This is a genomic window from Mesorhizobium sp. WSM4819, assembly GCF_055811215.1.
In genome coordinates this window covers 162,225-180,735 of sequence record NZ_JBVVQO010000001.1, presented here as the reverse complement: position 1 = coordinate 180,735, position 18,511 = coordinate 162,225, and the positions used below count along the sequence as shown (strand labels likewise).

The window sequence follows — 18,511 nt, the reverse complement described above, 5'->3', positions numbered from 1 at the left end:
CAAAAACCGACACTGGAAAACTGCCGCGGGCGTTGGAGTTTCGGCCCGGCTTCCTATATAAGCACCGAGTGATTCCCGATTTGATTGTGACCTGATTTGACCGACCAGAAGACACCGCGCGGCGCCGACGGCGGGCCCACCGGCATCGAGCCGATATCCATCATCGAGGAGATGCAGCGCTCCTATCTCGATTACGCGATGAGCGTGATCGTCAGCCGTGCGCTGCCCGACGTGCGCGACGGGCTGAAGCCGGTGCATCGCCGCATCCTCTATGCTGCCCATGAGAGCGGCTATCACTGGAACCGCAAATATGTGAAGTCGGCGCGCCCGGTCGCCGACGTGATGGGTAAATACCATCCGCATGGCGACGCCTCGATCTACGACGCCTTGGTGCGGATGGCGCAGGACTGGTCGCTGCGCGTGCCGCTGATCGACGGGCAGGGCAATTTCGGCTCGATCGACGGCGATCCGCCGGCGGCGATGCGTTACACCGAATCGCGGCTGACCAAGGTCGCGCATGAGTTGCTGGAAGACATCGACAAGGACACCGTCGATTTCCAGGACACTTATGATGCGTCCGGCAGCGAGCCGAAAGTCCTGCCGGCGCGCTTTCCGAACCTGTTGGTCAACGGCTCCGGCGGCATCGCCGTCGGCATGGCCACCAACATCCCGCCGCACAATCTTGGCGAGGTCTGCAACGGCGCCATCGCCCTCATCGACAATCCGGCGATCGATCTGCCGGCGCTGATGGAGATCATTCCAGGGCCGGATTTCCCGACCGGCGGCATCGTGCTCGGCCGCTCCGGCATCTACAGCGCCTATTCGACCGGCCGCGGCTCGATCGTCATGCGCGGCCGCGTCAATGTCGAGGCGCGCGGCAACGACCGTGAATCGATCGTCATCACCGAGGTTCCCTACCAGGTGAACAAGTCGTCGATGATCGAGAAGATGGCCGAGCTGGTGCGTGACAAGCGCATCGAAGGCATTTCCGACATCCGCGACGAGAGCGACCGGCAGGGCTACCGTGTCGTCATCGAACTGAAGCGCGACGCGGTCGCCGACGTCATCCTCAACCAGCTCTACCGTTTCACGCCGCTGCAGACGTCGTTCGGCGCCAATATGGTGGCGCTGAACGGCGGCAAGCCGGAATTGCTGACGCTGACCGACATGCTGAAGGCGTTCGTCGCCTTCCGCGAGGACGTGATCAGTCGGCGCACGAAATTCCTGCTGCGCAAGGCGCGCGACCGCGCCCATGTGCTGGTCGGCCTTGCCATTGCCGTCGCCAATATCGACGAAGTGATAAAGCTGATCCGCAGCGCGCCGGATCCGCAGACGGCGCGCGAGCAGTTGATGGAGCGGCGCTGGCCCTCGGGCGACGTCGAATCGCTGATCCTGCTGATCGACGATCCGCGCCACCGCATCAACGAGGACGGCACCTACAATCTGTCCGAGGAACAGGCGCGCGCCATCCTCGAACTGCGCCTGCAGCGGCTGACCGCGCTCGGCCGCGACGAGATCGCCGACGAGTTGAACACGATCGGCGCGGAAATTGTTGATTATCTTGACATTTTGTCGTCCCGCGCGCGCATCCAGCAGATCGTCAAGGACGAGCTTGCCGCCGTGCGCGACGAGTTCGGCACGCCGCGCCGCACCGAGCTGTCCGAGGGCGGGGCGGATATGGAAGACGAGGACCTGATCCAGCGCGAGGACATGGTCGTGACGGTCAGCCATTCCGGCTATATCAAGCGTGTGCCGTTGTCGCTCTATCGGGCGCAGCGCCGCGGCGGCAAGGGCCGCTCCGGCATGTCGACCAAGGAAGAGGATTTCGTCACCCGGCTGTTCGTCGCCAATACGCACACGCCGGTGCTGTTCTTCTCCTCGCGAGGCATCGTCTACAAGGAAAAGGTGTGGCGCCTGCCGATCGGCAACCCGCAGTCGCGCGGCAAGGCGCTGATCAACATGCTGCCGCTGGAGCAGGGTGAACGCATCACCACCATCATGCCGCTGCCCGAGGACGAGACCAGCTGGGGCGAGCTCGACGTGATGTTCGCCACGACGCGCGGCACGGTGCGCCGCAACAAGCTGTCGGATTTCGTCCAGGTCAACCGCAACGGCAAGATCGCCATGAAGCTGGAAGAGGAGGGCGACGAGATACTCGGCGTCGAGACCTGCACCGACAATGACGACGTGCTTTTGACCGCAAGCTCCGGCCAGTGCATACGCTTCTCGGTCAGCGACGTGCGCGTTTTCCAGAGCCGCAACTCGGTCGGCGTGCGCGGCATCGCCATGGCTGCCAGCGACCGGGTGATCTCGATGGCGGTGATCGAACATGTCGATGCGTCGCCGGCCGAGCGCGCCGCTTATCTCAAGCGGGTGGCGGCCGAACGGCGGCTCGCCGCCGGCATTGCGGCGGGCGAGGACGAAGACTTCCAGCTCACCAATGAGGAGGTCGGCGAGGAGACGGAGCTTTCCGACGAGCGCTACGAGTTCCTCAAGGCACACGAGCAGTTCGTGCTGACGGTGACGGAATATGGCTACGGCAAGCGCTCGTCTTCCTATGATTTCCGCCAGATAGGGCGCGGCGGCAAGGGCATCCGCGCCACCGATGTGTCGAAAGTGGCTGAGATCGGCCGCCTGGTGGCGACTTTCCCGGTCGGCAATGACGACCAGATCATGCTTGTCTCGGATGGCGGCACCGTCATCCGCGTGCCGGTCAACGGCATTCGCTTCGCCAGCCGCGCCACCAAGGGCGTGACCATCTTCAACACGGCCGACGGCGAGAAGGTCGTTTCGGTGGAGCGGATAACGGAACCGCAGTCGGACGAGGAAGCCGAGGAGAGTGTCGAGGGCGACGCAACTCTGGATACCGGTACTGAAGGCGCTGGCCCGGACAATAACGCCGAGTAGGTCGTGATGGGCAATGCCGGCCCGATGGACCGGCGCTGGCCGGTCTAGAAGTGGCGTGAAGGCTTGCGGATACCGAAGCCTCCGAATCGCTTGGCATTGGACTTGGCGCGGACGCGCTCTGCTTCCTGATGCAGCCCGAATACGGTGGCGATCAGCATGGCGATGGTCATTGCGGTGGCGAGCATGTAGATCAGCATGTGCGTGTTCTCCTGCACCTAGCAACGATCAAATGGGGTTTTGGTTTCATCTTCTGAAGCTGCAATCTAATGAACGCTGCGTGAAGCCTTCGTGATCGGCCCATTCATTGGTCGTTCATCTCGGCCAAAGGTTCACTCAAAGCGCATCGCGATTACCGTGGCTCAGGCGATGCGCTTTGAAGCCCCGTTTGGGTGGATGCCGTTGTTCCAAACCGCTGCGCACCCTCGGGTCAGGCCCCAAAGGCAGGCGTTTGCGGCGACTTGCATTGGCGGCTCGCCGATCGGATTTGCCTTTGCGAGAGAGGCTCGCTAGAAGCACCTGCCATGACCGAACGCATCGCCCTTTATGCCGGCTCCTTCGACCCGCCGACCAACGGCCATCTCGACGTGCTGAAGGCGTCGCTGGCTGTGGCGGACACCGTCTATGCAGCGATCGGCATTCATCCCGGCAAGAAACCGCTGTTCTCGTTCGAGGAGCGGGTCGGCCTCATCGAAGCTGCGACGAAGGCCGAATTCGGCCGCGACGGCGCGCGCATCAAGGTCGTCGCTTTCGACGGGCTGGTCATCGACGCTGCCAGGAAGCAGGGCGCCTCGATCATGATCCGTGGCCTGCGCGACGGCACCGATCTCGACTACGAGATGCAGATGGCCGGTATGAACGAGACCATGGCGCCGGAACTGCAGACGGTTTTTCTGCCCGCCAGCCCTTCGGTGCGAACCATTACCGCCACACTTGTCCGTCAGATAGCCTCGATGGGCGGCGACATTCGCCCCTTCGTGCCGGCGGCCGTGGCTGGCGCACTCACCGCCAAATTTGCGAAATAATGCATGTCGCCCAAACGTGGAACCCGGTTTGGGGCAACGACATGCGTGAAACAAAGGTTTTCGGAGAAAGATCCATGCAGCTCAAAAGGCTCGCCACCTGTTTTGTCGTTCTTTTCGGTCTTGTGACCGCCTCCGTTTCGGCGTTCGCCGCCGATCCGGAAAACACGATGATCATCACGCTTAAGGACGGCGACGTGACCGTCGCGCTCAGGCCCGATCTCGCGCCGAAGCATGTCGAGCAGATCAAGAAGCTGGTGCGCCAGGGCGCTTATGACAACGTCGCTTTCCACCGTGTCATCGACGGCTTCATGGCGCAGACCGGCGACGTGAAGTTCGGCAACATGAAGAACGGCTTCAGCGCCGACGCTGTCGGCACCGGCGGTTCCGATCTTCCCGACCTGCCGGCCGAATTCTCGAAGACCGAGCGCTATCAGCGCGGCGTGGTCGGGATGGCCCGCTCGCAGGACCCGGATTCCGCCAATTCGCAGTTCTTCATCATGTTCGCGCCGGCGCCGCCGCTCGATGGCCAGTACACCATCGTCGGCAATGTCGAGAACGGCATGGAGTTGGTGGACAAGATTAGGAAAGGCGACGCGGCGCAGAACGGGGTCGTCACCGATCCCGATCGCATGATCAAGGTGCGCATCGCCGCCGACGGCAAGTAAACCCATTTATTTCAAAAGGATATTCTGACATGGCCGAGATCAAGGACCGCGAGAACGCGCTCATCATGGAAACGACCAAGGGCAAGGTCGTCATCGAACTGTTTCCCGATCTGGCGCCTGGCCATGTCGGCCGCATCAAGGAACTGGCGCGCGAAGGCGCTTATGACGGCGTGGTGTTCCACCGCGTCATAGACGGTTTCATGGCGCAGACCGGCGACGTGAAATTCGGCAATTCCAGCAAGCCCTCTTTCGCACCGGCGCGCGCCGGCACCGGCGGCTCCGACAAGCCCGACCTGAAGGCGGAGTTCTCCAACGCCAATCACGGCCGCGGCACCTGCTCGATGGCGCGCTCGCAGAACCCGAACTCGGCCAATTCGCAATTCTTCATCTGCTTCGACGATGCCGCCTTCCTCAACCGCCAATACACGGTCTGGGGCCAGGTCATCGAAGGCATGGACAATGTCGACAAGATCAAGCGCGGCGAGCCGGTGCCGGATCCCGACAAGATCGTGTCGCTGAAGGTCGCGGCCGACGTGAAATGACCTCCTCGGCTGTCGCGGCTATCACACTGATGCTTGCCGCGGCGTCCGCTCCGGCGCTGGCGACGGGGTCGATCGCTGGCGCCTGGGCGGTGGCCTGCCCGGAATTTTGAGGCGGGATTTTCTTGCGCGTCGATCTTTTCGACTTCGATCTGCCGGAGGAGCGCATCGCGCTTCGACCGGCAGAACCGCGCGACAGCGCCAAAATGCTGGTTGTCAGGCCGGGTGAGGGCCTCGAAGACCGGACGGTGCGCGAGCTGCCGTCGCTGCTCGAGACCGGTGACGTGCTGGTCTTCAACGACACCAAGGTCATTCCGGCACAGTTGAAGGGCATCAGGCGGCGCGGCGAAGCGGCGGCGCAAATCGAAGCCACGCTGCACATGCGGGTGGCGCCGGACCGCTGGCTGGCTTTCATGCGGCCGGGCAAGCGCATCGCCGCCGGTGACCGCATCCATTTCGGCCATGACGCCAATTCCTGCTTTCTCGGCCAGCTCGATGCCACGGTGATCGAGAAGGGCGAGGCCGGCGAGGCTTTGCTTGGTTTTGACCTCTCAGGTCCGTTTCTCGACGAGGCGCTGCACGCCGTCGGCCACATTCCGCTGCCGCCTTATATCGCTTCGAAGCGCGACGACGACGAACGCGACCGCAGCGACTACCAGACCATATATGCCAGGGAGGAGGGGGCTGTGGCGGCCCCCACTGCCGGCCTGCATTTCGCGCCCGAGCTTTTCGCCGCCCTCGATGCCAAGGGCGTCGAACGGCGCTTCGTCACCCTGCATGTCGGCGCCGGCACGTTCCTGCCGGTGAAAGTCGACGACACCGCCGATCACAAGATGCATGCCGAGATCGGCTCGGTCAGTCCGGAAACCGCCAGGGCGCTGAACGCGGCAAAGGCGCGTGGCGGGCGCATCATCGCCGTCGGCACGACATCGTTACGCCTGCTGGAGAGCGCCGCGCGGAAGGACGGCATGCTGGCTGGATGGTCGGGTCCGACCGATATCTTCATCACGCCCGGCTATCGCTTCAAGGCCGCCGACATGCTGATGACCAATTTCCATCTGCCGCGCTCGACGCTGTTCATGCTGGTTTCGGCGTTTTGCGGTCTGGAAACGATGCGTGCGGCCTATGCGCATGCCATCGAGAACCGCTACAGGTTCTACTCCTACGGAGATGCAAGTCTGCTGCTCAAGCAGGAGAACGATGGACGCGCGCCCGGTATAGAACAAGGAATTCAATGACTAAAGCGTTCACCTTCAAGGTGCTGGCGACCGACGGCAAAGCGCGGCGCGGCTCCATCACCATGCCGCGCGGAGAAATCCGTACGCCGGCCTTCATGCCGGTCGGCACCGGCGGCACGGTCAAAACCATGTATATGGATCAGGTGCGCGGCGTCGGCTCGGACATCATCCTTGGCAACACCTATCATCTGATGCTGCGGCCGGGCGCCGAGCGTGTGGCGCGGCTTGGCGGTCTGCATGAATTCGCCCGCTGGCCGCACCCGATCCTGACCGACAGCGGCGGCTTCCAGGTGATGTCGCTGTCGAAGCTGAGGAAACTGACCGAAAAGGGCGTCACCTTCCGCTCCCATATCGACGGCGCCGCCTATGAGATGTCGCCCGAGCGCTCGATCGAAATCCAGGGACTGCTCGGCGCCGACATCCAGATGCAGCTCGACGAATGCACCGCGCTGCCGGCCATGGAGAAGGAGATCGAGCGGGCGATGGAGCTGTCGCTGCGCTGGGCCGAGCGTTGCAGGACGGCATTTGGCGACCAGCAGGGCAAGGCGATGTTCGGCATCGTCCAGGGCGGCGACATACCGACCCTGCGGCTGCGCTCGGCGCAGGCGCTGAAAGCGATGGACCTCAAGGGCTACGCGATCGGCGGGCTGGCGGTCGGCGAGCCGCAAGCGGTGATGCTCGAAATGCTCGACATCACCTGCCCGGAGCTGCCGGCGGACAGGCCGCGCTATCTGATGGGTGTCGGCACGCCCGACGACATATTGAAATCGGTGGCGCGCGGCATCGACATGTTCGATTGCGTGATGCCGACACGCGCCGGCCGCCATGGCCTCGCCTATACAAGGCGTGGCAAGGTCAATCTGCGCAACGCCCACCATGCCGACGATCGGCGCCCGCTGGACGAGGAGAGCGACTGCCCGGCTGCCAGAGATTATTCACGCGCCTACTTGCACCATCTGGTCCGCTCGCAAGAGGCGCTGGGAGCGATGCTGCTGACCTGGAACAATCTTTCCTACTACCAGAAGCTGATGCAGGACATTCGTGCTGCCATCGAAGCCGGCGCGTTCGAGGCGCGGGCGGCGGAAATTTCCGAGGGCTGGGCCAGGGGCGATATCCCGGCGATGTGATCGAGCCCTCAGGTGCTCAGCAGAGATGCACGGTTTCAGCGCCCGCGTACATCCGCCGTTTGGCTGCACTAAAGCTTCCCCCAGGTCCGCTTCTGCCTGAGCGCTGTCCTGATGCTTGAAAGCCGGGCGGCAGTCTGCCACAAGGGCGGCCTAAGCGTGCAAGCTGAGCAGGATCGGGCAATGAAGGCATTTTTCGTGCAGATAAAGTGCGATCTGGGCAAGTCCTATGACGTTGCCGGCGCATTGGCCGATGCCGAGATCGCCTCGGAAATCTACTCGACAGCCGGCGACTACGATCTGCTCGCCAAATTCTATGTCGACGACGATGAAGACATCGGCCACTTCGTCAACGAGAAGGTGCAGACTCTTCCGGGCATCAAGGACACGTTTACGGTGGTCACCTTCCGCGCGTTCTGAGCGGCGCCTGCCACCTGCCCGGGCACAAGGCAAAGCCTGACCCAGGCTTATCGGCGCTGCCCTAATTTTAGGCAGGTCGCGACATACTGATCGCCAACATCCTGCAAATCACCGATTGCGCTTGATTTTCTCCGGTGACGCCAGTGAAATGGCCTCACAGGGAGTAAGCGATTGGCAGCGTTCGACGAAATGCTTCCGGAAATCTCCGGATTGAGAAAACCGTATTCGGCTTACGATCGCTGGCTGAAGGAGCAGGATCCGGCCAGGCTTACCGAAAAGATGCAGGACGCCGAACGCGTCTTTCGCAAGACCGGCATCACCTTTGCCGTCTATGGCGAGCAGGAAGCCTCCGAGCGCCTAATTCCCTTCGACATCGTTCCGCGCATCATTTCCGGCAATGAATGGCGACGGCTGACGCAAGGCATCGAGCAGCGCGTCCAGGCGCTGAACGCCTTTCTCGACGATATCTACCACCGCCAGGAGATTTTGCGCGCCGGGCGCGTCCCCAAGGAATTGATCGCCAAGAACGAGGCGTTCCTGCCGGAGATGATCGGAGTGCGGCCGCCAGCCGGCGTCTACACCCATATCATCGGCGTCGATATCGTTCGCATCAGCGAGAACGAATTCTACGTGCTGGAGGACAATGCGCGCACGCCGTCCGGCGTCTCCTACATGCTGGAGAACCGCGAGACGATGATGCAGCTCTTTCCCGAGCTGTTCCAGCAGATCAAGGTGCGGCCGGTGGAAAACTATCCGCAGCTCTTGCGCCAGTCGCTGGCGGCAGTGCGTCCGCAAGGCACCAAGGGCGCGCCGACCATTGCCGTGCTGACGCCGGGCAGCTTCAACTCCGCCTATTTCGAACATGCCTTCCTTGCCGACCAGATGGGTGTGCAGCTTGTCGAGGGGCAGGATCTGCGCGTCGTCGATGGCCACGTCGCGATGCGCACGACCGAAGGCTACAAGCAGATCGACGTGCTTTATCGAAGGGTGGACGATTCTTTCCTCGATCCGCTGACCTTTCGTCCGGACTCGGCACTGGGTGTGCCGGGTATCATGGATGTCTACCGTGCCGGCAATATCACCATCGCCAATGCACCGGGAACCGGCATCGCCGACGACAAGGCGATCTATTCCTACATGCCCGAGATCGTTGAATTCTACACCGGCCGCAAAGCAATCCTCGGCAACATCCCGACCTGGCGCTGCTCGGAGCCGGACAGCCTGAAATACGTGCTCGAACATATCGACGAGTTGGTGGTGAAGGAGGTGCATGGATCCGGCGGCTACGGCATGCTGGTCGGGCCGGCGGCGACCAGGAAGGAATGCGAGGATTTTTCCAAGAAACTCGCGGCAAGACCGTCGAACTACATCGCCCAGCCGACGCTGGCGCTGTCGACCTGTCCGATCCTGACCGACAAGGGACTGGCGCCGCGCCATGTCGATCTCAGGCCCTACGTGCTGGTATCTGATCGCATTCAGATCGTGCCGGGCGGGCTGACGCGTGTGGCGCTGAAAGAAGGCTCGCTGGTGGTCAATTCGTCCCAGGGCGGCGGGACGAAGGATACTTGGGTGCTGGATGATTAGAGTGGGAAGTAGCGAGTAGAGTAGTGAATAGTGAATAGTGAATAGTGAATAGTGAATAGTGAATAGTGAATAGTGAATAGTGAATAGTGAATAGTGAATAGATAAGGATGACATGTCGTTGATGTTGGTGAAATGCCCTGAAGTGAAGCACGCGGCGTCGTGCCCTGGAAAAATTTGGCCATTCACCATTCACCATTCACCGTTCACCGTCCGAAGGACCGCGTAGAATGCTTCTCGGCCGCACCGCCAACGGGCTCTACTGGATGAACCGCTACATCGAGCGGGCGGAAAACATGGCGCGGCTGGTCGATGCCGGGCTGCGCATGGCGCTGACCCGAACCCAGAACGCTTCCGAAGAGTGGAATTCGGTGCTGCTCAGTGCCGGTTCGGACGCTGCCTTCACGCAGAAATATCAAAACTATACCGCCGCCAACGTTGCCGATTTCCTGCTGCGCGACACATCCAACCCGTCGAGCACGATGACGTCGATCGAAACGGCCCGTAACAATGCCCGCATGGTGCGCACCGCATTGACGCGCGAGACCTGGGAAAGCATCAACGAAGCCTGGATGTCGCTGAAGCGCATGCTGGCCAAGCCGATCGACGAACGCGACCTACCCAGCGTGCTCGACGCGATCAAGCGCGAAACGGCGCTGATCCGCGGCTCGTTCTACGGTACCATGCTGCGCAACGAGATCTTCGATTTCTCGCAGCTCGGCACCTATGTCGAACGCGCCGACAACACGGCGCGCATCCTGGACGTGAAATACTACGTGCTGTTGCCGTCGATCTCGTGGGTCGGCTCCACGCTCGATAATTACCAGTGGGAATCGATCCTGCGCTCGGTGTCGGCGCATCGCTCCTATCGCTGGGTCTACGAGGCCGACTACAAGCCGACCAACATTGCCGACTATCTGATCCTCAACGTTCGCATGCCGCGCTCACTGACCTTCTGCTACCGTTTCCTGACGGAGCATCTCAGATTCCTGGGTGATGATTATGGTGAGCGCCATGCCTGTCATGTGACAGCCGGCAAGACCCAGGCCATGCTGGCCGCCGGCTCGATCAAGGACATATTCGACGCCGGCCTGCATGAATTCCTGGCCAATTTCATCCGCGACAACATCAGGCTCGGCGACGAGATCGCGCAGGACTACAGGTTTTATTGAGCATGATCCCGGAAAGTGGAAGCCGGTTTTCGGAAAAGATCATGCTCTGGGGACGAGAGCAATGCGGCTGAAGATCACTCACCGGACCGAATACCGCTACGATGCGCCGGTGCACTATCTGTTGCAGCGGCTGCGGCTGCTTCCAGTCAGCGGTCCGACACAGACCGTCTTGTCCTGGGCGCTGAAGATCGAAGGGGCGCGCGAAGAGGTGCGCTTCACCGACCATTTCGGCAACGACACGCGGCTTTTGAGCGTCGAAGGTGAGCGCGACTTCATCACCGTCGAGGCTTCGGGCGAGGTGGTGACACGCGACACATCAGGCGTCAGCGGGCCACATCAGGGTTTCGCGCCGCTGTGGTTGTTTGGCCAGGAAACGCCGTTAACCACGATAGGCGGCGGTATTCGCGAACTCGCGGCCTCGGTCGGCGAGGGGGCCGATATCGAAAGGTTGCACCGGCTGATGGCGGCGATCGGCGAGCGCGTCGCCTATACGCCGGGCACCACCAACGCGGCGACCCCGGCCGAGGACGCGCTGGCGCTCAAGACCGGCGTCTGCCAGGACCACAGCCACATCTTTGCCGCCGCCGCGCGGGCCATGGGGTTTCCGGCCCGCTACGTCAGCGGCTATTTGATGATGGATGCGGCGGTCGAGCAGGCGGCGAGCCATGCCTGGGCCGAAGCGCATGTTGCGGGCCTTGGCTGGGTCGCGTTCGACGTCGCCAACGGCATTTCGCCCGACGAACGCTATGTGAAGGTGGCAACCGGCCGTGATTACCGCGATGCCACGCCCGTATCAGGAATTCGACTGGGACAAGCGGAAGAACAGCTTGCGGTGACCGTCACCGTGGAGCAGTAATCCCCGGCAAGATTTGCTGCCAAAGGGATTCGATGACCTATTGCGTCGGCTTGAAGATCGATCGCGGGCTCGTGTTCATGTCGGACACGCGCACCAATGCCGGCATGGATTCGATCTCTACCTTCAAGAAGATGCATGTCTGGGAGCAGCCGGGCGAGCGCGTCATCGTGCTGATGTCGGCCGGCAATCTGGCGACGACGCAAGCTGTCGTCAGCCTGCTCGACGAGCGCACCAAGGCGGTGGCCGATCGCCACGCCACGCTGCTTGAAACGCCGTCGATGTACCAGACGGTGCGGTTGGTCGGCGACACCGTCAAGGAAGTCATCGCCAGTTCGTCGCCGGCGGGCGAAAAGGCCGATTCCTACTTCAATGCCTCCTTCATCCTCGGCGGCCAGATCAAGGGCAGCGCGCCGCGGCTGTTCATGATCTATCCGGAAGGCAATTTCATCGAATCGACCGAAGACACGCCGTTCTTCCAGATCGGCGAAACCAAATATGGCAAGCCGATCATCATCCGCGCCTATGAGAAGGCGATGAGTTTCGCCGAGACGGTGAAACTGCTGCTGGTGTCGTTCGACTCGACGCTGAAATCGAACCTGTCGGTCGGTCTGCCGCTCGACCTGCTGTTCTACGAAAAGGACGCCTTCAAGGTCAGCCTGAAGAAGCGGATCGCCCAGGACGACCAATATTATCGGACGATCTCGGACGGCTGGTCGAATGCACTGAAGGCTGCTTTTGCCAGCCTGCCTGACTTTCCCGAGTGAAAGCCTCCGTTTTTCGTGCTCTTTGATCGCTGGGCTCGATCTGACGGAGAGCAAGATGAATAGCAACGAATTCCGGGAATGGTCGCTGCGCGCGGCCGAATGGGGTGCCGACTACAGGAGCACACTTCGCGAAAGACCGGTGCGGCCGCTCGTCGAGCCGGGCGAAATCTCCAGAAGCATCGACGTCTCGCCGCCGGAACATGGCGAAACGATGCAGGCAATCTTCGCCGACTTCGAGCGCAAAATCCTGCCCGGCATGACGCATTGGCAGCATCCGCGCTTCTTCGCCTATTTCCCGGCCAATGCCGCACCGGTCTCGGTGGTGGCCGAATATCTGGTCTCGGTTATGGCCGCGCAATGCATGCTCTGGCAAACTTCGCCGGCAGCGACCGAACTCGAGACGTGCGTCGTCGACTGGATGCGTCAGGCGCTCGGCCTGCCGGATGGGTTTTCCGGCGTCATGCAGGATTCGGCATCGTCGGCGACGCTTGCCGCCGTGCTGACCATGCGCGAGCGCGCGCTCGACTGGCAGGGCAACAAGAAGGGCCTGCAAGGCCAGCCGGTATTGCGCGTCTATTCTTCCGATCAGGTCCACACCTCCATCGACCGGGCGATCTGGGTGTCGGGCGTCGGCGAGGACAATCTCGTGCGCATTCCGGTTGGCGGCCGCTTCCGCGCCATGGATGTCGCAGCTCTCGAAGCGGCTGTCGTCGCCGACCGGCAGGCGGGCATGCTGCCGGCCGGCATCATCGCCTGCGTCGGCGGCACCAGCACTGGCGGCACCGATGATATCGCCGGCGTCGCCGCGGTGGCGAAACGGCACGGCCTCTATCTGCATGTCGATGCCGCCTGGGCCGGATCGGCGATGATCTGTCCGGAATACCGGCATTTCTGGGCGGGCGTGGAGCAGGCGGATTCCATCGTCTTCAACCCGCACAAATGGCTGGGCGCGCAGTTCGACTGCTCGATCCAGTTCATCCGCCGGCCGGAAGACCTGGTGCGGACGCTGGCCATCAAACCGGACTACCTGGAGACGCATGGGCGCGACGGCATCATCAACTATTCCGAATGGTCGGTGCCGCTCGGGCGGCGCTTTCGCGCACTGAAACTCTGGTTCCTGCTGCGCGCCCACGGGCTGGAAAATCTGCGGACCATGATCCGCAACCATGTCGCCTGGAGCGAAGGGCTGGCCGAGCGGCTGGCCAGGGAACCGGATTTCGAGATCGTCTCGGAGCCGATGCTGTCGCTGTTCTCGTTCCGGCATTTGGCGGCCGGCATCGATTCGGACGAACACAACCTGCGGCTGGTCAACGCGATCAACGACGATGGCCGCATCTACCTGACGCAGACACGGGTGGACGGGCAGGTCGCGATCCGCTTTCAGGTTGGTCAGTTCGAGACGACGGCGGCGGATGTCGACACCGCATTCGGGGTCATCACCGAAATCGCCCGCCGGCTGGCCTGAAAATTGGTCGGCAAAGTTGCGTCGAGGTTTGTTTTTGGACGTATGCGTTTTTCGTTAGCCGCCCCATGCCTTTTCACCGCTTTCGTTTTTCGCTATAGACAAGGAAAACGAAAACGGGAGGTCACCGATGTATCTGTCGCCGCGTCATTCCGAGATCATCCAGATGGCGAAGGACAATGGCCGCGTGCTGGTCGAGGATCTGGCAACGCATTTCAACGTGACGCCGCAGACCATCCGCAAGGACCTCAACGATCTGTGCGACCAGCGCCTGCTTTCCCGTATCCATGGCGGGGCGCTGTTCCCGTCCGGCATCGAGAACATGGAATATGAGGCGAGGCGCAAGATCGCCGCCGACGAGAAGGAGGCGATCGGCCGCGCCGCAGCCAGGCTGATCCCGGACAACGCCTCGCTGTTCATCAATATCGGCACCACGACGGAGTCGGTCAGCAAGGCGCTTCTCGATCATGCCGGCCTGATGGTCATCACCAATAATATCAATGTTGCCAACAGGATGCGTATATATCCTTCCATCGAAGTTGTTATTGCCGGCGGCGTCGTGCGCGGTTCGGACGGCGGTGTGGTCGGCGAAGCGGCGGTCGATTTCATCAGGCAGTTCAAAGTCGACTATGCGGTGATCGGCGCCTCGGCGATCGACCATGACGGTGCGTTGCTCGATTTCGATTTTCGCGAGGTGAAGGTGGCGCAGGCGATCATCGCCAATGCCCGGCATGTCATCCTCGTTTCCGACCAGACCAAGTTCGAGCGGACGGCGCCGGTTCGCATCGGCCACCTGTCGCAGGTCAACACTTTCATCACCGACCGCTGCGACATCCCGTCGGTGCGCAAGATCTGCCAGGAAGCAGAGGTTCAACTGATCGAAACCTCGCTCTCCTAGATGGGGACCGTTGACGGTGCCGTTGCGGCAACTCCTGCTGTTTATATTTCGTTTGACATTCGTTCCTATTTCGAAATAATCCCGACAAGGTTTCGTAAAAACCTAAAAATGCTGCAATGCGAAATCCGGGAGGACTTTTTGTGAGCGCATCCCCGATCCATGACATCTTCGTCATCGGTGGCGGTATCAACGGCTGCGGCATTGCCCGCGATGCCGTTGGGCGCGGCTTCTCGGTTTTTCTTGCCGAGATGAACGATCTGGCCAGCGGCACGTCCTCGGGCTCGACCAAACTGATCCATGGCGGCTTGCGCTATCTGGAGTTCTATGAGTTCCGCCTGGTGCGCGAGGCGCTGATGGAGCGCGAGATCCTCTGGAAGAACGCGCCGCACATCATCTGGCCGATGCGCTTCGTGCTGCCCTATGCCAAGGGCCTGCGCCCGGCCTGGCTGATCAGGCTCGGCCTTTTCCTCTACGACCACATTGGCGGGCGCAAATTGCTGCCGGCGACCAAGACGCTGGACATGGCAAACGACCCAGCCGGCAAGCCGCTGAAGCCGTTGTTTCGCAGGGCCTTCGAATATTCCGACGGCTGGGTCAACGATGCGCGGCTGGTGGCGTTGAACGCCCGCGACGCCGCCGATCGCGGCGCAACGATCCGAACCCGCACGAAAGTCGTCGACGCACGCCGTGAAGGCGAGTTCTGGACGGTCAGGCTGCAAAACACGCAGACCGGCGACACCGAGGAGGTCAAGGCGCGGCTTTTGGTCAACGCCGCCGGCCCATGGGTCGACCACGTGCTGTCGGCTACGGTCGGCTTGAACGACGTGCACAATGTCCGGCTGGTACAGGGCAGCCATATCGTTATCAGCAAGAAATTCGACGATCCGCGCGCCTATTTCTTTCAGAACAAGGATGGCCGCATCATCTTTGCCATCCCCTACGAGGAAGAGTTCACGCTGATCGGCACCACCGACCAGGACTTTTCCGGCGACCCGCATGACGTGAAGATCAGCGACGCCGAGACCGACTACCTCTGTGCTGCGGCGAGCGAATATTTCGCGCAACCGGTCAAGCGTTCGGACATCGTCTGGACTTATTCCGCCGTGCGCCCGCTTTATGACGACGGCGCCTCGAAGGCGCAGGAAGCGACCCGCGATTATGTGCTGAAGACCGACGGCGGCGAAGGCAGGGCGCCGATCGTCAACACCTTCGGCGGCAAGATCACCACCTATCGGCGGCTGTCGGAATCGATGCTCGAGAAAATCGAGGGTTTTCTCGGCAAGCGCGGCAGGCCGTGGACGGCAAACGCGCCGCTGCCGGGCGGCGATTTCCCGGCGCGCGGCTTCGACGCCGAAGTGGCGAAACTGAAGACGGCCTATCCGTTCCTCGATGCGCGTCTGGCGCGCCGCCTGACCCGGCTTTACGGCACTCGCGCAAGGATGCTGCTGGGCCTCGCCAGGTCGAATGCCGACCTTGGCCGCAACTTTGGCGCCGATCTCTACGAGGCCGAGGTGCGCTACCTCGTTCAAAATGAATGGGCGATGACGGCCGAAGATGTATTGTGGCGCAGGACCAAGCGCGGCCTGCAACTGAGCCGCGAGCAGGCGGCAGCGCTCGACGAATTCATGCGCGGGATAAGCCGGCGCCATGTCGCGGCTGCCGAATAGTCATGCAGAAAGCCTAGGAGGAGGCATCATGCTGGAACTGAGAAACGTGTCGAAGACGGTCGGCGCGGCGGAGCACATACGCGACGTGTCGCTGACGCTTCAGCATGGCTCGCTCAACGTCCTGCTCGGTCCGACGCTTTCCGGCAAGACCAGCCTGATGCGGCTGATGGCCGGCCTTGACGTGCCGACATCCGGCTCGGTCTGGTTCGATGGCAAGGATGTCACCGGCATCCCGGTGCAGAGGCGCAACGTCGCCATGGTCTACCAGCAGTTCATCAACTATCCGGCGATGACCGTTTACGAGAATATCGCCTCGCCGCTGAGGGTGGCCGGTGCCGAGCGGGCAAAGATCGACAAGGAGGTGCGCAATGCCGCAGCCCTTCTCAAGCTGACGCCCTTTCTCGACCGCACGCCGCTCAGCCTCTCCGGCGGTCAGCAGCAGCGCACCGCGCTGGCGCGCGCCATCGTCAAGAACGCCAGCCTCGTGCTGCTCGACGAGCCGCTCGCCAACCTCGACTACAAGCTGCGCGAGGAGTTGCGCGCGGAATTGCCGAAGATTTTTGCGGCAACCGGCACCATCTTCGTCTACGCCACGACCGAGCCGCACGAAGCCTTGCTGCTCGGCGGCAACACGGCGACGCTTTCCGAAGGCCGCATCACCCAGTTCGGCCCGACGATCGACGTCTTCCGCAGGCCGAACGACCTCGTCACGGCCAGGACGTTCGCCGATCCGCCGCTCAACACGATCGTGCTGAAGAAGAGCGGTTCGAGCTTCCTTCTCGAAGGTGGGGTGAGCCTCCCGGTGCCGGCTGAACTCGTCGGTATTGCCGATTCGAGTTACACGATCGGCTTCCAGCCCCACCATCTCTCCCTTGCCCGGCCGAGCCCGTCGGCGGTGGCGGTGAGAGCCAAGGTCTCGGTCACCGAGATCACCGGGTCTGAAAGTTTCGTGCATCTCGATTTCGCCGATGTCCGCTGGGTCATGCTTGAGCACGGCATCCTGGTGTTCGAGCCGGACCAGACCATCGAGGTGTTCATCGACCCGCGGCACATCATGGTGTTCGACGCGAACGGCCGCTCGGCCGCGCCGCCACAGAAGCTGGCGGCTTGAGGAGGAGGGCACATGGCGCGCATCGACTGCAATCACATCCGCCACGCCTACGGGCCGCATCCGAAGTCGGACAAGGACTATGCGCTGAAGGAGGTGCATCACGCCTTCGAGGACGGCGGCGCCTATGCGCTGCTGGGGCCGTCGGGCTGCGGCAAGACCACGCTGCTCAACATCATTTCCGGCCTGTTGTATCCGTCGCACGGCGAGCTTCTGTTCGACGGCAAGGACGTCACCAATCTGTCGACGCAGGAGCGCAACATAGCTCAGGTGTTCCAGTTCCCGGTCATCTACGACACCATGACCGTCTACGACAATCTGGCCTTCCCGCTGCGCAACCGCGGCGTTGCGGAACCCGACGTCGACCGCAAGGTGCGTGAAACCCTTGACATGACCGGTCTGGCCGACATGGCCAAGCGAAAGGCGAGAGGGCTGACCGCCGACCAGAAGCAGAAGATCTCGCTCGGACGCGGGCTGGTGCGCTCCGATGTCAACGCGATCCTGTTCGATGAGCCGCTGACCGTCATCGACCCGCATATGAAATGGGTGCTGCGTTCGCAGTTGAAGCAGTTGCACAGGCGCTTCGGCTTCACCATGGTCTATGTCACGCACGACCAGACCGAGGCGCTCACCTTCGCCGAAAACGTCGTCGTCATGTATGAGGGCGAGATCGTTCAGATCGGCTCGCCAGCCGAACTGTTCGAGCGCCCCAAGCATACATTCGTCGGCTATTTCATCGGCTCGCCGGGCATGAACGTCATGCCGGTCGCGGTCGAAGGCAGGAGCGCGCGGCTCGGCAGCCAGACGATCGAATTGCCGGGCGCGCCCAAGGCCGGGATCACCGGTGCGATCGAACTCGGCATCCGCCCCGAATATGTCAGGCTTGGCGCCAGCGGCATGCCGGTTTCAATCCGCAAGGTTGAGGATATCGGCCGCCACAAGGTGGTGCGCGCCAGTTTCGAAGGCCGCGACATCGCGGCGATTATCGGCGAGGACGAGGACATTCCCGCCGATCCGAAGATCGCTTTCGACCCGGCCGGCATCAACATCTATGCCGATTCCTGGCGCGTCGAGATGGGAGGCTGAGC

Annotated in this window: 17 protein-coding genes; 16 read left to right on the top strand and 1 reads right to left on the bottom strand. The window is 62.0% G+C overall.

The genetic code is table 11. From position 1 onward, the window contains the following. Positions 1–96: 96 nt before the first annotated feature. Complete coding sequence (gyrA, locus tag AC0L18_RS00840) at positions 97–2,907, top strand: DNA gyrase subunit A (protein ID WP_419693418.1); 2,811 nt, start codon at positions 97–99, stop codon at positions 2,905–2,907. 44 nt (positions 2,908–2,951) lie between these two features. Here gyrA and AC0L18_RS00835 read toward each other — a convergent pair whose 3' ends face one another. Beyond that, positions 2,952–3,104, bottom strand: coding sequence for a hypothetical protein (locus AC0L18_RS00835; RefSeq protein WP_084646649.1), 153 nt, complete (start codon positions 3,102–3,104; stop codon positions 2,952–2,954). 324 nt (positions 3,105–3,428) lie between these two features. Here AC0L18_RS00835 and coaD point away from each other — a divergent pair, with 324 nt between their 5' ends. From coaD to AC0L18_RS00760, 15 genes are all read left to right on the top strand, one after another. Next, entirely contained in the window at positions 3,429–3,929 is a 501-nt protein-coding gene (coaD, locus tag AC0L18_RS00830; protein WP_027151950.1) for a pantetheine-phosphate adenylyltransferase, read from the top strand. Positions 3,930–4,003: 74 nt separating this feature from the next. Further along, positions 4,004–4,594 carry a peptidylprolyl isomerase gene (locus tag AC0L18_RS00825; protein WP_473490240.1) on the top strand — a complete coding sequence of 197 codons (591 nt, stop codon included), beginning with the start codon at positions 4,004–4,006 and terminating at the stop codon, positions 4,592–4,594. A gap of 29 nt (positions 4,595–4,623) precedes the next feature. Continuing rightward, complete coding sequence (locus tag AC0L18_RS00820) at positions 4,624–5,136, top strand: peptidylprolyl isomerase (protein WP_091593716.1); 513 nt, start codon at positions 4,624–4,626, stop codon at positions 5,134–5,136. Between the two features lie 122 nt (positions 5,137–5,258). Further along, positions 5,259–6,371, top strand: a complete 1,113-nt coding sequence (queA, locus tag AC0L18_RS00815; RefSeq protein WP_473490239.1) for a tRNA preQ1(34) S-adenosylmethionine ribosyltransferase-isomerase QueA — start codon at positions 5,259–5,261, stop codon at positions 6,369–6,371. Further along, the gene (gene tgt, locus AC0L18_RS00810) at positions 6,368–7,498 is read left to right on the top strand and encodes a tRNA guanosine(34) transglycosylase Tgt (protein WP_473490238.1); all 1,131 of its coding nucleotides are present in this window, start codon (positions 6,368–6,370) and stop codon (positions 7,496–7,498) included. Before queA ends, tgt begins: the two co-directional genes overlap by 4 nt. Positions 7,499–7,678: 180 nt before the next feature. Then, positions 7,679–7,915 (top strand): Lrp/AsnC ligand binding domain-containing protein, encoded by a 237-nt coding sequence (locus tag AC0L18_RS00805; RefSeq protein ID WP_473490237.1) that lies wholly within the window; start codon positions 7,679–7,681, stop codon positions 7,913–7,915. A 171-nt stretch (positions 7,916–8,086) separates the two neighbouring features. Beyond that, entirely contained in the window at positions 8,087–9,499 is a 1,413-nt protein-coding gene (locus AC0L18_RS00800; RefSeq protein WP_473490236.1) for a circularly permuted type 2 ATP-grasp protein, read from the top strand. Between the two features lie 227 nt (positions 9,500–9,726). Beyond that, positions 9,727–10,668 (top strand): alpha-E domain-containing protein, encoded by a 942-nt coding sequence (locus tag AC0L18_RS00795; RefSeq protein ID WP_473490235.1) that lies wholly within the window; start codon positions 9,727–9,729, stop codon positions 10,666–10,668. Positions 10,669–10,729: 61 nt separating this feature from the next. Then, positions 10,730–11,524 (top strand): transglutaminase family protein, encoded by a 795-nt coding sequence (locus AC0L18_RS00790; RefSeq protein ID WP_473490234.1) that lies wholly within the window; start codon positions 10,730–10,732, stop codon positions 11,522–11,524. 32 nt (positions 11,525–11,556) lie between these two features. After that, positions 11,557–12,288, top strand: a complete 732-nt coding sequence (locus AC0L18_RS00785) for a proteasome-type protease (RefSeq protein ID WP_023801179.1) — start codon at positions 11,557–11,559, stop codon at positions 12,286–12,288. A 55-nt stretch (positions 12,289–12,343) separates the two neighbouring features. Then, complete coding sequence (locus AC0L18_RS00780) at positions 12,344–13,753, top strand: pyridoxal phosphate-dependent decarboxylase family protein (RefSeq protein WP_473490233.1); 1,410 nt, start codon at positions 12,344–12,346, stop codon at positions 13,751–13,753. Between the two features lie 127 nt (positions 13,754–13,880). Beyond that, on the top strand, positions 13,881–14,648 hold the full coding sequence (locus AC0L18_RS00775) for a DeoR/GlpR family DNA-binding transcription regulator (RefSeq protein WP_128172387.1): 768 nt from the start codon (positions 13,881–13,883) through the stop codon (positions 14,646–14,648). A 140-nt stretch (positions 14,649–14,788) separates the two neighbouring features. Further along, positions 14,789–16,315: a glycerol-3-phosphate dehydrogenase gene (gene glpD, locus AC0L18_RS00770; RefSeq protein WP_473490232.1), complete on the top strand. Its 1,527-nt coding sequence runs from the start codon at positions 14,789–14,791 to the stop codon at positions 16,313–16,315. A gap of 28 nt (positions 16,316–16,343) precedes the next feature. Beyond that, complete coding sequence (locus tag AC0L18_RS00765; protein ID WP_473490231.1) at positions 16,344–17,426, top strand: ABC transporter ATP-binding protein; 1,083 nt, start codon at positions 16,344–16,346, stop codon at positions 17,424–17,426. A 12-nt stretch (positions 17,427–17,438) separates the two neighbouring features. Continuing rightward, a complete protein-coding gene (locus tag AC0L18_RS00760) occupies positions 17,439–18,509 on the top strand; it encodes an ABC transporter ATP-binding protein (RefSeq protein ID WP_023801184.1) in 1,071 nt (356 codons plus the stop codon). Positions 18,510–18,511: the final 2 nt, after the last annotated feature.